Annotated in this window: 11 protein-coding genes; 10 read left to right on the top strand and 1 reads right to left on the bottom strand. The window is 66.8% G+C overall.

What is annotated here, in order from left to right:
• Positions 1-44: 44 nt before the first annotated feature.
• Positions 45-1,058 carry an HD-GYP domain-containing protein gene (locus tag RDU24_RS04440; protein WP_308734530.1) on the bottom strand — a complete coding sequence of 338 codons (1,014 nt, stop codon included), beginning with the start codon at positions 1,056-1,058 and terminating at the stop codon, positions 45-47.
• Positions 1,059-1,374: 316 nt separating this feature from the next.
• Here RDU24_RS04440 and RDU24_RS04435 point away from each other — a divergent pair, with 316 nt between their 5' ends.
• Genes RDU24_RS04435 through murG form a run of 10 tightly spaced genes read left to right on the top strand, consistent with a single transcriptional unit; the run spans position 1,375 to position 12,615 of the window.
• Positions 1,375-1,827: a division/cell wall cluster transcriptional repressor MraZ gene (locus RDU24_RS04435; protein WP_308734529.1), complete on the top strand. Its 453-nt coding sequence runs from the start codon at positions 1,375-1,377 to the stop codon at positions 1,825-1,827.
• A 12-nt stretch (positions 1,828-1,839) separates the two neighbouring features.
• Positions 1,840-2,832, top strand: a complete 993-nt coding sequence (rsmH, locus tag RDU24_RS04430; protein ID WP_308734528.1) for a 16S rRNA (cytosine(1402)-N(4))-methyltransferase RsmH — start codon at positions 1,840-1,842, stop codon at positions 2,830-2,832.
• The gene (locus RDU24_RS04425; protein ID WP_308734527.1) at positions 2,829-3,119 is read left to right on the top strand and encodes a hypothetical protein; all 291 of its coding nucleotides are present in this window, start codon (positions 2,829-2,831) and stop codon (positions 3,117-3,119) included. The genes rsmH and RDU24_RS04425 overlap by 4 nt, the downstream gene beginning before the upstream one ends.
• Positions 3,120-3,134: 15 nt before the next feature.
• Positions 3,135-5,120: a penicillin-binding transpeptidase domain-containing protein gene (locus RDU24_RS04420; RefSeq protein ID WP_308734526.1), complete on the top strand. Its 1,986-nt coding sequence runs from the start codon at positions 3,135-3,137 to the stop codon at positions 5,118-5,120.
• The gene (locus tag RDU24_RS04415) at positions 5,120-6,604 is read left to right on the top strand and encodes a UDP-N-acetylmuramoyl-L-alanyl-D-glutamate--2,6-diaminopimelate ligase (protein ID WP_308734525.1); all 1,485 of its coding nucleotides are present in this window, start codon (positions 5,120-5,122) and stop codon (positions 6,602-6,604) included. The genes RDU24_RS04420 and RDU24_RS04415 overlap by 1 nt, the downstream gene beginning before the upstream one ends.
• A complete protein-coding gene (locus RDU24_RS04410) occupies positions 6,601-8,007 on the top strand; it encodes a UDP-N-acetylmuramoyl-tripeptide--D-alanyl-D-alanine ligase (protein WP_308734524.1) in 1,407 nt (468 codons plus the stop codon). The genes RDU24_RS04415 and RDU24_RS04410 overlap by 4 nt, the downstream gene beginning before the upstream one ends.
• Positions 8,004-9,080 carry a phospho-N-acetylmuramoyl-pentapeptide-transferase gene (mraY, locus tag RDU24_RS04405; protein WP_308734523.1) on the top strand — a complete coding sequence of 359 codons (1,077 nt, stop codon included), beginning with the start codon at positions 8,004-8,006 and terminating at the stop codon, positions 9,078-9,080. Before RDU24_RS04410 ends, mraY begins: the two co-directional genes overlap by 4 nt.
• A gap of 9 nt (positions 9,081-9,089) precedes the next feature.
• Positions 9,090-10,421 carry a UDP-N-acetylmuramoyl-L-alanine--D-glutamate ligase gene (murD, locus tag RDU24_RS04400; RefSeq protein ID WP_308734522.1) on the top strand — a complete coding sequence of 444 codons (1,332 nt, stop codon included), beginning with the start codon at positions 9,090-9,092 and terminating at the stop codon, positions 10,419-10,421.
• Positions 10,418-11,527, top strand: a complete 1,110-nt coding sequence (gene ftsW / locus RDU24_RS04395) for a putative lipid II flippase FtsW (RefSeq protein ID WP_308734521.1) — start codon at positions 10,418-10,420, stop codon at positions 11,525-11,527. Before murD ends, ftsW begins: the two co-directional genes overlap by 4 nt.
• The gene (murG, locus tag RDU24_RS04390; protein WP_308734520.1) at positions 11,524-12,615 is read left to right on the top strand and encodes an undecaprenyldiphospho-muramoylpentapeptide beta-N-acetylglucosaminyltransferase; all 1,092 of its coding nucleotides are present in this window, start codon (positions 11,524-11,526) and stop codon (positions 12,613-12,615) included. The genes ftsW and murG overlap by 4 nt, the downstream gene beginning before the upstream one ends.
• Positions 12,616-12,687 lie beyond the last annotated feature (72 nt).

The following is a 12,687-nucleotide window of genomic DNA, read 5'->3' as shown; positions in this document are numbered from 1 at the left end:
TAAAGCCAACGAGGCACGTTACGTAGTTCTCTTCGGGCGGTGGACTATTTGTGCTTGCCGATGGTGACCAGCATGCCCTGGAGCGCGCGCGACATCTCGGAATCGTAGCCGGGATCCTGGACCAGGGCGGCGGCGGCCTTCATGGGTTCCAGAGCCTCTGCGTAGACCCGCTTGACGGTCATGGCGCAATAGGAATCGGCCAGGGCGCACAAACGTCCCACATCGCCCAGGGCGATCTTCTTCTGCGGGTAGCCGCTGCCGTTGACGCGCTCGTGGTGATCCGTGACGCATTCCTCGACCTCCGGGAACTTGAGGTCGAGCTTGGCCAGCATCTCGTACCCGGTCTGGGTGTGGCGCTGGAGCTTGGTGCGCTCGTCCGGCATCAGCGGCTTGTCCTTTTCGCGGATGAAGTTCGGAACCTTGGTCATGCCCAGATCGTGCAGGAAGAGGCCCGCGGCCAGGTGATCGAAGACCTTGCGCTTGATGTCTCCGGCCTCGTACTGGGCGGCCTTGACCTTGGAGTGGATGGCCAGGCCCATGATGCCCGTGTTGAAGGAATGGTTCTCCAGGCTGTGGACGCTATGCAGGCGCCGGGTCAGGGCGCGTATGCGGTGGATGTCGTGGTACAGATACTCGGTCAGCACCATGACGTCGGTCCAGAGCCTGGCGAGGACCATGGGCACGGGCTGGTCGAAGAACTCCGCCAAACGCCGGGTCAGGGCCTGGGTGAAGATGTCGGCGATCTCGGTCTCGTGCAGGTTCTTGTCCACCAGCACAAGATCCAGCTGGTAGCTGATGTGCTTGACGTAGATGGGATGGTCGGCGCGGGAGACGAAGATGAGCCCCTCCTCCACCATCAACGCCAACTGCTCCACCTGCTCGTTGGTCAGCCGTTCCCCGCCCCGGCAGAAGGGCACGATGCGCGCCACATCCTCCTTGAACCGGAACAGGTCGAGCGGGGGGCGGTACTTGCTGAAGCTCTCAAGGATATCCAGGTTGATCTGGTAATATTCCTCGTCCAGGGCATCGGGGATGTCGACTTTCTTTTTTTCTGCCATGCCTGTTGGTTCCCGCTTTGAGGCTCCGGCGGGCCAGAACCCGCCCCCAGCCCGGACGCAGAATGATTCCCGCCCGACCCAGACGCCGATATTTTTTTTACAGCCCAAAAACTGACTGCTTCGAAGCCGGTGCCGTAACCAGCACGCATCGCTCACTGTTCCGAGCGATCCCGGTGCCGCCTTGAGGTCTGGACTGAGCACTACCCTCATTTCGAGCAGATGAAAATGTTTTTTGTGTTGACTTTCCCCTGGAATTCATAAAAAGGTGGGGCGAAGTGGAAATACGTGGAAATTAGTGGTACGAATAGGGGGAAATGTGCGCCTACTTGGTCATGCCCACCGCAGTCTGGACCCGAAGGGACGGCTCATGCTGACCCCGGAGTTCAGAGATCAGCTCCTGGCGGAATCGCCCGGGGGCACTGTGGTGCTGACCCTTTTCCAGGGCCAGATCATCGGCATCACCCCGGCGCAGTGGGAAGCCTTCGTGCTGGAGCTGGAGACCAAGCTCGCCGCCCCCTCAAGCATGCTGCAGGACATGCGCCGCGTGGCCTACGCCGGATACGTCGAGGTCGCCCTGGACAAGCAGGGCCGCATCCAGCTGCCCACACACCTGCGCAAAAGCGGCCGCATCGACCGGGACATCGTCCTGGCCGGCGTGGGCAAGCGCTTTGAGATTTGGGACAAGGACCGCTTTGAGGCGCTGCTGGAGCAGAGCCATGTTGATGTGTCCGAGGAAATGGCCAGGGCGAACATCGCCCTGCCCTTCTAGGCGGGTGCAGGCATGAGCGATGCACAGGAGGTCCCCCACATCCCGGTCATGCTCGACGAGATCGTCGATTATCTCGCCCCCAGGGCGGGCGGACGCTACCTCGACGGCACACTGGGCCTGGCCGGGCACAGCCTGGGGCTGCTGCGCGCCTCCGGCGGCGAGGCACAGCTCGTCTGCCTGGACCGCGACGAGCAGGCCCTGGCCCTGGCGCAAGAGCGCCTCAAGGAATTTCCGGGCCGGGCCAGAACCTTCCACACGGCCTTCAGCGACTTCGAGTCGGCACTTGCGGAGGCAGGCTGGGACATGCTGGACGGAGCGGTGCTGGACCTTGGCGTTTCCTCGCTCCAGCTGGACGAGGCCGAGCGCGGGTTCAGCTTCATGGCCGACGGCCCGCTGGACATGCGCATGGACGCCACCAGCGGCATGGACTCGGCCCGGGTGCTGGTGAACAGGCTGCATTTCGATGACCTGAAGCAGATCATCCGCGACCTTGGCGACGAGCCCCTGGGTGGGAAAATCGCCAGGGCGATCGTGCGGGTACGGGAGCAGGAAGAGATTCGGACCACGTCAAGACTTGCGGAGATCGTGGCCAAGGCGTATCCCCCCGACCGCCGCAGGGAAGCCCGCAACCACCCGGCCACGCGCACTTTCATGGCCCTGCGCATGGCGGTGAACAACGAACTCGGCGAGATCAAAGATTTTCTGGAGCGCATAGTGCAGTATCTGAAACCCGGAGCCCGCCTGGCCGTCATCTCCTTCCACTCCGCGGAGGACCGCGTGGTGAAGGAGGCGTTCAAGCATTGGGCCAAGGGCTGCCGCTGCCCCCTGGAGCAGCAGATCTGCACCTGCGACCGCGCCCCGCTGGCGCGCATCCTGACCAAGAAGCCGCAGTTGCCCACGCAGCTCGAGATGGACCGCAACCCCCGCAGCCGCAGCGCCAAGCTGCGCGTGGCGGAGCGCCTGGACAAGCCGGGCGGCGAAACCGCCAAGGGCGGCCGGTCATGAGCGCGCTCAGGGGAACCCTGCTGTCGTTTTTCTTCGCCATCGGCGGCGTGATGCTCTTGAGCCTCTCGTCGGTGTGGCTGAACATTGAGCGCATGGACCTGGCCTACGACGTGAACAAGCTGGAGAAGGAGCTGAGCAACCGCACCGCCTTGGCTTCCAAGCTTGAGCTTGAGCGCAACAACCTGATTTCGCCATACCGTCTCAAGCGCCTGGCGGCCACCTACGGGCTTGGGCCTGTGGGGCCGGGGCAGATGCGCCTCATGACGGGGCAGGATCAGGGAAAGTAAGCGGCAGGGGCGGCCATGACCAAGCGCGTGTCACGCAGCCGGGAGGGTTCTCCCGCCAGGGCCAAGACGGACACCGGCAAGCTCAAGCTCCTGCTGGTGGGCCTGCTCTTCGCGGGCATCTGGGTGACGCTGTGGGGCCGGGCCGCATACGTCCAGCTCTATCTCGGGCCGGAGCTCAAGAAGGGCGCCGAGAAGCAGAGCCTGGCCACTGGGTTTGAATTGGGTGAACGGGGCCGCATCTATGACAGAAACGGCTCCATATTGGCCACAAGCGTGGAGAGCAAGTCCGTGTACGTTTCGCCCATCAAGGTCGACAATGCGGCCCAGACCGCCCAGATTCTGGCACAGACGCTCGATGTTCCCCAGAAGAACATCGAACGCGAACTGGGCACGAAGAAGGGTTTCGTCTGGATCAAGCGGCAGATCGGCGACCGCGAGGCGCAGATTCTCGAGTCCGAAAAGCTGCCGGGCGTGTTCCTGACCAGCGAGTATCGCCGCATGTTCCCCAACCACCACTCCGCCGGGCAGGTGCTCGGCTTTGTCGGCGTCGACGGCGTGGGGCTGGAGGGCATGGAGAAGCATTTCGAGGAGCGCATGGCCGGGCGCCAGGCCAAGTACGTGGTCCAGCGCGACGCCACCGGCCGCAGGCTCTACCTGGACGACCAGGGCCGCGAGATGGACATCCGCGGGGCCGACGTGCAGCTGACCTTGGACACAGTGATCCAGGACGCCGCGGAGCAGGCCCTCGCCGAGGCGGTCACCAAGTACAACGGCCGCTCCGGCATGGCCATAGTGGTCAAGGTCAGCAGCGGCGAGATCCTGGCCCTGGCGCACTTCCCCTTCCTGAACCCCAACGCCGCCGGCCTTTCCAAGCCCGCCGCCCGGCGCAACCGCGCGGCGCTCGACATGTTCGAGCCCGGCTCAACCATGAAGCCCTTCGTCTTTGCCGCGGCCCTGGACCAGAAGGTCATCGACGCCAACAAGATTTTCGACTGCGAAAACGGCAAGTGGGTCCTGCGCGGCAAGACCATCCGCGACACCCACCCCTACCGCTGGCTCTCGGCCAACCGGATCCTGCGTTATTCGAGCAACATCGGCACGGCCAAGATCGGCCTGGCCCTGGGCGCGCAGCCCTACTACAACACCCTTCGCAAGCTGGGCTTCGGCGAGCGCTCCGGCCTGAACATCCCCTCGGAATCCGCGGGCCTGCTGCGCCCGGCCAAAGAATGGGGCGAGTTCGACCTGGCCACCATCTCCTTCGGCCAGGGCATCGGCGTCACCGGGCTGCAGATGGCCAATGCGTACATGGTCCTGGCCAACAAGGGCGTCACCAAGCCGCTCAAGCTCGTGCTCGAACCGGCAGGCCCCCCGCCGCCGCCGTCCGAGCGCGTGTTCAGCGAGCAGACCGTGGACACCGTGCTGGCCATGATGCGCGAAGTCGTGGAAGAGGACGGCACCGGCAAGCTGGCGCGCATCCCCGGCGTGGTTGTGGCGGGCAAGACCGGCACCGCGCAGAAGGCCGCCGCCACCGGCAAAGGCTACGGCACCGGCAACGTGGCCTCCTTCGTGGGCCTGTTCCCCGGCGACAAGCCGGAGTTCCTCATCATGGCCATCGTGGACGAGCCCTCGCCCGTGGCCCTGGGCGGCATCGTCTGCGCCCCCGCCGTGCGCGAAATCGCCATCAAGACGCTCTCCTACTACAACCGCCTGCCCGAGGCCAAGGCCGCCGACCCCAAGGCCGAGCCTTCGGAGTCATCCATGCATGAAAAGGCCACGCGCGCGCCCTCGGCCCAGGCCGGGGCCAACGTGCCCGACCTCACCGGGCTGCCTGTGCGACGTGCGCTGGAGGTCCTGGGCAAGAAGGGGATCGTGCCCACCCTCAAGGGCTCCGGCATGGTCGTGGACCACCAGAAGCCTCTGCCCGGCGAAGCCTGGCCCGAGGCCAAGAGCAGCGCCAAGGACGGCGGTTTCGTCCTGTGGCTGCAAGAGGGGGGCAAGTAATGCCCGCCGCGCGCAAGGCACGCTGGAACGAGCTGCTGGCCATGGTCGGCCGCGGACTCATGGTCCGCACGGACTCTCGCGAGGTGAGCCCCGGCGAGGTCTTCGCCCTCATGCCCGCCGCTGGCGACAAAAGCGCGACCTACCTGGCCCAGGCCCTGGAAAAGGGCGCGGCCTGGATCGTGGCGGGAACGGGCGTCGTCCTGCCGAACAGCGCCAAGGCCAGGCTCATGACCGTGCCCGACGTGCCCGAGGCCCTTGGCCAGCTGGCCGCAAAGCATTTCCGGACCCTCGAACAGGGCATGCAGGCGGTCGCCATCACCGGCACCAACGGCAAGACCACCATCAGCTATCTGCTGGAAGGCCTGCTCACAGCCGCGGGCCGCAAGGTCGGCGTGCTCGGCACCGTGAGCTACCGCTGGCCCGGCACGACCATCGAGGCCAACCTGACCACCCCCGGCTGCTGGCGTCTGCACGAGCTCTTCTCGCGCATGTCCGCCGACGGCGTGGACACCGTGGTCATGGAGACCAGCTCCCACGCCCTGCACCAGAAGCGCGTGGCGGGCCTGGAATTCGACGCGGCCGTGCTCATCAACCTGACCCAGGACCACCTCGACTATCACGGCGACTTCGAGGAGTATTACCAGGCCAAGAAGATGCTGTTCGCAAGCTACCCGCGCCAGGACAAGTTCAAGGCCGCCAACGCCGACGACGCTTTCGGCCTGCGCCTGCTCTCAGAGCAGCCCGACGCCGTGGGCTTCACCCTGTGCCGCGCCAAGGCCTCCGGCAACCGCATGCTCTACGGCGAGCTCGTTTCCTGCACGGGCAAGGGCGTGTCCCTGCGCATGGAGTTCGAGGGCAAGTGCTGGACGCTCGACTCCGGGCTGGTGGGCGCGCACAACGCCAGCAACCTCATGGCCGCCCAGGCCGTTGGGCTCGGCCTCGGCCTCGGCCCCGCCGACATGCAGGCGCTCAAGCCCTTCACCGGCGTTCCCGGCCGCCTGGAGCGCGTGCTGAACGACCAGGGCCTGGACATCTTCGTGGACTACGCGCACACCCCGGACGCGCTCATCAACGTCCTCGGCGCCCTGCGCGCGCTCAAGTTCTCCCGCGTCATCACCGTGTTCGGCTGCGGCGGCGACCGCGACCGCACCAAGCGCCCGCTCATGGCCCAGGCCGTGGCAAAGCTTTCCGACGTGGCAGTGCTGACCAGCGACAACCCGCGCTTCGAGGACCCGCTCCAGATCATCGCCGACGCCCGCCCAGGCCTGCAAAACGGCCCGGCGGACCTCGTCATCATCGAGGAGCCGGACCGCTACGAGGCGTTGCGCAAGGCCGTGGGCCTCATGCGCCCGGGCGACGTCCTGCTCGTCGCGGGCAAGGGACACGAGGATTACCAGCTCATCGGCGGCGTGAAGCACCCCTTCTCCGATGTCGAGGCCGTGGGCCGCGCCATCCGCGAAGTGCATGGCGGGGTGCGGGCATGAACATGACCCTTGACGCCATCGCCCGCGCCCTCACCGGCACGGGACTGCCGGGACCGGAAGGAGCGCGCGTTGTCACGACCGTGCGCACGGACTCTCGCGAGGTGAAGCCCGGCGACCTGTTCGTCTGCCTCAAGGGCGAAAACTTCGACGCCCACGATTTCGCCGCGCAGGTGGCCCAGGCCGGCGCCGCAGCCATCGTGGCCGCGCACGCCCTGGCCGACGTCGCCTGCCCGGTCATCCTGGTGGACGACACGCTGCTGGCCCTGGGGCGTCTCGCCCGCGCCTGGCGCGACATGACCAGCGCGAAGGTGGTGGCCATAACCGGGACGGCGGGCAAGACCACGGTGAAGGAGCTGCTGGCGCAGACCCTGGCGCACAGCAAGAACGTGGCCAAGAACCACAAGAATTTCAACAACCAGGTGGGCCTGCCCCTGTCCATGCTCGCCGCGAGCGGGCAGGAGGACGCCTGGGTCATGGAAGTGGGCATCAGCAAACCCCACGACATGGCCGAGCTGGGCGTCATCATCGCCCCGGACCTGGCGCTGGTTCTGAACATCGGACCTGCGCACCTGGAGGGCCTGGGCAGCATCGAGGGCGTGGCCGAGGCCAAGGCCTCGCTGCTGGCGCATGTGCGCGAGGGCGGCCTGGGGCTGTGCAGCATGGACTACCCGGAACTCTGGGACGCCGCCCTTGAGGTGTTCCCGGGCGTTGTCGGCTTCTCCGCTCAGAACAGCTTTGCCACCTACTACGCCCGTTTTGAGGAAGCCCTGTCCGGCGGGCGCGGCCTGTACGAAATCATCGTTGACGGCGAGTCCTTCTGGGCCGAGCTGCCTGCCTGCGGCGCACACTTCGCCGAGAACGCCGCCGCCGTGGCCGGAGCCTGCCACATGCTGGGCCTGAGCACGGACCAGATCGCCGAGGGGCTTGGCAAGGCCGAGCTGCCCGGACAGCGCTTCTGCTGCTCCGAGGTCGGCGGCTGGTGCGTGGTGGACGATTCCTACAACGCCAACCCGCTGTCCATGCGCCGCAGCATGGAGGCCGCGAGGCTTCTGGCCGGTGGCGCGCCGCTGGTGCTGGTGCTGGGCGACATGAAGGAGTTGGGCGCCGGGGCCGAGAAGGCCCACGAAGAGCTGGGCGCGCTGCTGCCGAAGCTTGCCCCCGCCGCCGTGTTCTTCCAGGGCGAGTTCGCCGCCGCGGTCGCCAAGGGCGCCGGGAGCGCCATCGCCGTGACAAAGATTTCCGAGCCCGCCCAGGTGCTGGCCCATATGCCGCTTCTGGACGCCTCCAAGGCCGCTGCCCGCGGCGTCGTGCTGGTCAAGGGCTCGCGATCCTGCCGCATGGAGCTTTACGCCAAGGGCCTGCTTGACGGGCTCGCCGAGACCACGAACGGAGGCCGCGCATGATCTACCACCTGCTCTTCCCCCTCGCGGCCAAGTTCACGCTGTTCAACGTCCTGCGCTACATCACCTTCCGCAGCGTGTACGCGCTGCTGACGGCGCTGGTCATCTCCATCCTCCTCGGCCCCCGGCTCATCGAGTGGCTGAAGGCCCTGCGCTGCCGCCAGCACATTCTGGAGGAAGTGGCGTGCCACCAGGCCAAGGAAGGCACTCCGACCATGGGCGGCCTGCTCATCGCCGTGTCGCTGGTCACCAGCGTGCTGCTCTGGGGCGACCTGACCAACGTGTACATCTGGCTCACGCTGCTCGTCTTCGTGGGCTTCGGGGCCATCGGCTTCTGGGACGACTACACCAAGGTGGTCAAGAAGCAGAACAAGGGCATCTCCCCGCGCGCCAAGCTGGCCGGGCAGATCGCCGTGGCGGGATCCGCCATCGCCCTTCTGATCTTCCAGCCCGCATACTCCACCACCCTGGCCGTGCCCTTCTTCAAGCACTTCCACCCGGACCTGGGGCTGTTCTACCTGCCCTTCGCCGTGCTGGTGCTGGTGGGCGCGTCAAACGCCGTCAACCTCACCGACGGCCTCGACGGGCTCGCCATCGGGCCGATGGTCGTCGCCACGGCCTGCTTCGCACTGTTCATCTACGCCGCGGGCAACGCGGTCATTTCCCAGTACCTGAACATCACCCCGGTGCCCGGCGTGGGCGAGGTGACGGTGTTCTGCGGAGCGCTTGTGGGCGCGGGCCTGGGCTTCCTCTGGTTCAACGCCTACCCGGCCCAGGTGTTCATGGGCGACGTGGGCTCGCTCTCCCTGGGCGGCACGCTGGGCTTCATCGCCGTGCTGGCCAAGCAGGAGCTGGTGCTGGCGCTGGTGGGCGGCGTGTTCGTGTTCGAGACCCTGTCGGTCATCCTGCAGGTTGGCTACTTCAAGATGAGCGGCGGCAAGCGCATCTTCCGCATGGCCCCGCTGCATCACCACTTCGAGCTCAAGGGCATCCCCGAGTCGAAGATCATCATCCGTTTCTGGATCCTCTCAATCCTCATGGCCTTGATGGCCCTGAGCACTCTGAAATTGCGCTAGGTGGCCGGCATGGACAGGAAACGTGACAGCCTGAAAAGTCTAAAGATTTTCGAGAACCGTCTCGTCGTCGTCGTCGGCGCGGGCGTTTCCGGGCTTGCCGCTTGCCGTTTCCTGCTGTCCATGGGCGCCCGCGTGCGCCTCGTCGATGCCAAGGCCGACCTTTCGCAGGACGTTCTTCTGAAGGTGACGGACAACCCGGCCGCAGCCGCCCTGACCCTTGAAGTCGGCCCGCACCGGCCGGAGCAGTTCAGCGATGCGCACCTGGTGGTGCTCTCCCCCGGCGTGCCGGTGAAGAAACTCGCGGTTGTGCTGGCGGGAGTGGAGCCCTGGCGCGTGGTGGCGGAGATGGAGTTCGCCTCCTGGTTCCTCGACGAGCCGGTCATCGCCATCACCGGCACCAACGGCAAGACCACCACCACGACCCTCGTCGGGCACATCCTGGAGCACGCGGGCCTGACGCCGTTTGTCGGCGGCAACATCGGCACGCCCCTGTGCGACTACCTCATGCGGGACGCCGCCGCCGACGTGCTGGTCATCGAGATTTCGAGCTTCCAGCTCCAGAACTGCCGGACCTTCGCCCCCAGAGTGGCGGCCCTGCTCAACTTCTCCGCCAACCACCTGGACTACCACCTGGACATGGAGGAGTACCTCTCGGCCAAGCTGAACCTCTTCGCACGCCAGGACCATGGCGCGTTGGCCATCGCGCCCGCGGCCATGCGCGAGGAGCTTGAGGCGCGCGGGTTCACCAAGGCCCAACGCGACTACTTCTCCGCCGATACGGATTTCGACTGCCCGGGCCTGCCGGGCGAGCACAACCGCGAGAACATCGCCGCCGCCTGGCGCATGGTGCGCCCCTTCGGCGTGACTGAAGCCCAGGCCCGCGCGGCCATCGCCGCCTTCAAGGCCCTGCCGCACCGCATCGAGCCTGTGGGCGAGGCAGCCGGCGTGGTCTTCGTCAACGACTCCAAGGCAACCACCCTTGATTCCGTCGCCGCGGCGGTGAAAAGCTTCAACAGGCCAGTGCGTCTGCTCATGGGCGGCGTGTTCAAGGGCGGCGTTGTGGAGGACATCCTGCCCGCGCTGAAGGAACGCGTGGTGTCGGTGGGCCTGTTCGGCGCCAGCCGCGAGGTCTTCGAGCCCGCCCTGGCCCCGCACTTCCCCGTTAGCTGGGACCAGACCCTGGAGGCCGCCGTGCGCCGCCAGTTCAGCCTGGCAAAGCCCGGCGACGCGATCCTGCTCTCCCCGGCTACGGCCAGCTTCGACGCCTACTCCGGCTACACCGAGCGCGGCCGCGACTTCGCCCGCGTGGCGGCGGCCCTTGCCGCGGAGGTGCGCTCATGAACCAGCGCCGCGGCACCCAGTACTATCCCATGGACTACTGGCTCCTGTTCGCCGCCGTGCTGCTGGCGGGCTTCGGGCTGATCATGGTCTTTTCCAGCTCCGGCATGATGGCCGAGCGCTTCTACCACGACAAGTACCTGTTCTTCAAAAAGCAGGCGGTGTTCTGCGTCGTGGGCATCGCGGCCATGATCTTCTGCGCGCGGGTGAACCGCAAATTCTTCTACGACCTGACCTACGTGTGGATGTTCCTGGCCGTGGCGCTGCTGGGGCTGTGCCTGGTCATCGGCACCACGGCAGGCGGCGCACGGCGCTGGATCTCCCTCGGGCCGATCTCGCTGCAGCCGCTGGAGTTCGCCAAGCCAGCGCTGGTGCTCTACCTGGCCTACTTCTTCTCGCGCAAGCAGGAGATCATGCAGGTCAAGACCTTCAGCGTCGGCTTCATCCCGCCCTTCGCGGCCACGGGCATCCTGAGCCTGCTGCTGCTCATGCAGCCGGACTTCGGCGGCGCCATGCTCCTGGCCATCCTGCTCATGTTCATGTGCCTGGCCGGCGGCACCCGCATCATCTATCTGGTGGGCGCAATGCTGGCGGGCGGCTGGGGCGGCTGGCTGCTCATCGCCTCCTCTCCCTATCGCCTCAAGCGCTGGACCGCCTTCCTTGATCCCTTCGCCACGGCCAAGACCACCGGCTATCAGCTGGTGCAGTCGCTCTACGCCTTCGGCTCGGGCCGGTTCTTCGGGGCCGGGCTTGGCGCGGGCAAGCAGAAGCTGCTCTTCCTGCCCGAGGCCCACAACGACTTCATCATGGCCGTGGTGGGCGAAGAGCTGGGCTTCTTCGGCCTGTCGCTGGTGCTGCTGCTCATGGGCTTCCTGTTCCTGCGCGCCTTCCGCGTGGCCTTCCTGCAAGAGGACCTCATGGACAGGCTGACCGCTTTCGGCATGACCATCGTGCTGGCGCTGGGCGCGTGCATGAACCTGGCGGTGGTGCTCGGCACCGTGCCGCCCAAAGGCGTGCCCATGCCCTTCATCAGCTACGGCGGCAGTTCGCTCATCGTGTCCTTCATCTGCGTGGGCATCCTCCTCAACCTTTCGAGGAACCGCACATGAGCACGGCGCAGCACATTTCACGGCTGGTGGTCACCACCGGCGGCACGGGAGGGCACATCTTCCCGGCGCTTTCCGTGGCTGCCGAAGTGCGCCGCCGCACCCCCGAGGCCCGCGTGCTCTTCCTGGGCGGCAACGGCCCGGAGGGCGAGCTGGCGCGCAAGGCCGGGCTGTCCTTTGAGGCGCTGCCCGCCAGCGGCGTGCTCGGCAAGGGCGTCAAGGCGCTGCTGGCCACGGTCTGGGTGGGCAAAAGCGTCATCCTGGCCACGCGCGCGCTCCGGCGCTTCCAGCCCCAGGCGGTCATCGGCTTCGGCGGCTACGCGGGCTTCTGCCCGGTGCTGGCCGCGGCGCTGCTTGGCATCCCAAGCGCCGTGCACGAACAGAATTCCGTGGCGGGCGTCACCAACCGCATCCTGGGCAAGCTGGTGGGCAAGGTGTTCGTGTCCTTTGAGGACCGCCACAAGAATTTCCCCGCCTCCAAGGTGCTGCGCACAGGCAACCCAGTGCGCGCCGAGATCGCCAGCGTGGACCGCACCCCGGGCGCCGGGCGCAACCTGCTGGTGCTGGGCGGCAGCCAGGGCGCCAAGCCCTTGAACGACCTGGTGGTGGCCGCCCTGCCGCAGCTCATGGCCGCGCGGGTGAACATCCTGCACCAGGCGGGCAAGGCCGATGTGGAGCGCATCCGCGCCGCCTACCGCGCCGCCGGGGCGGACGACTCCCAGGTGCAGGGCTTTGTGGAGGACATGGCCGGGGCATACGCCTGGGCGGATCTTGCCCTGTGCCGGGCCGGGGCTTCGACAATTTTCGAGCTGGCGGCCACGGGCACCCCGTCGGTGCTGGTGCCGTTCCCCTTTGCCGCCCACGACCACCAGCGCGTCAACGCCAAGGCCCTGGAGGCCCTGGGCGCGGCCATCCTGGCCGACCAGAAGCGCCTCGACGGCACGACCCTGGCGATCCTTGTGCTGGGGCTGCTGGGCGACGCGGCGCGGCTTGGGTCCATGGGCCGCGCGGCCAAGGATTTTGCGCGGCCGGACGCCGCCTCGGCCATAGTCGACGGACTGGAAAAACTGTGCCGCCAGGCGGCGCGGTAGCACCGGCAGGCGAAAGAGAGAGGTGAAACCATGACAGAGACGACAACCATCGCAGTCCCCGGCCGCAGCGCC

The organism is Humidesulfovibrio sp., assembly GCF_031082295.1.
In the GTDB taxonomy this organism is placed as follows: Bacteria; Desulfobacterota; Desulfovibrionia; order Desulfovibrionales; family Desulfovibrionaceae; genus Humidesulfovibrio.
Note: the sequence above shows the minus strand (reverse complement) of the source record. Positions and strands in the feature narration are given on the sequence as shown.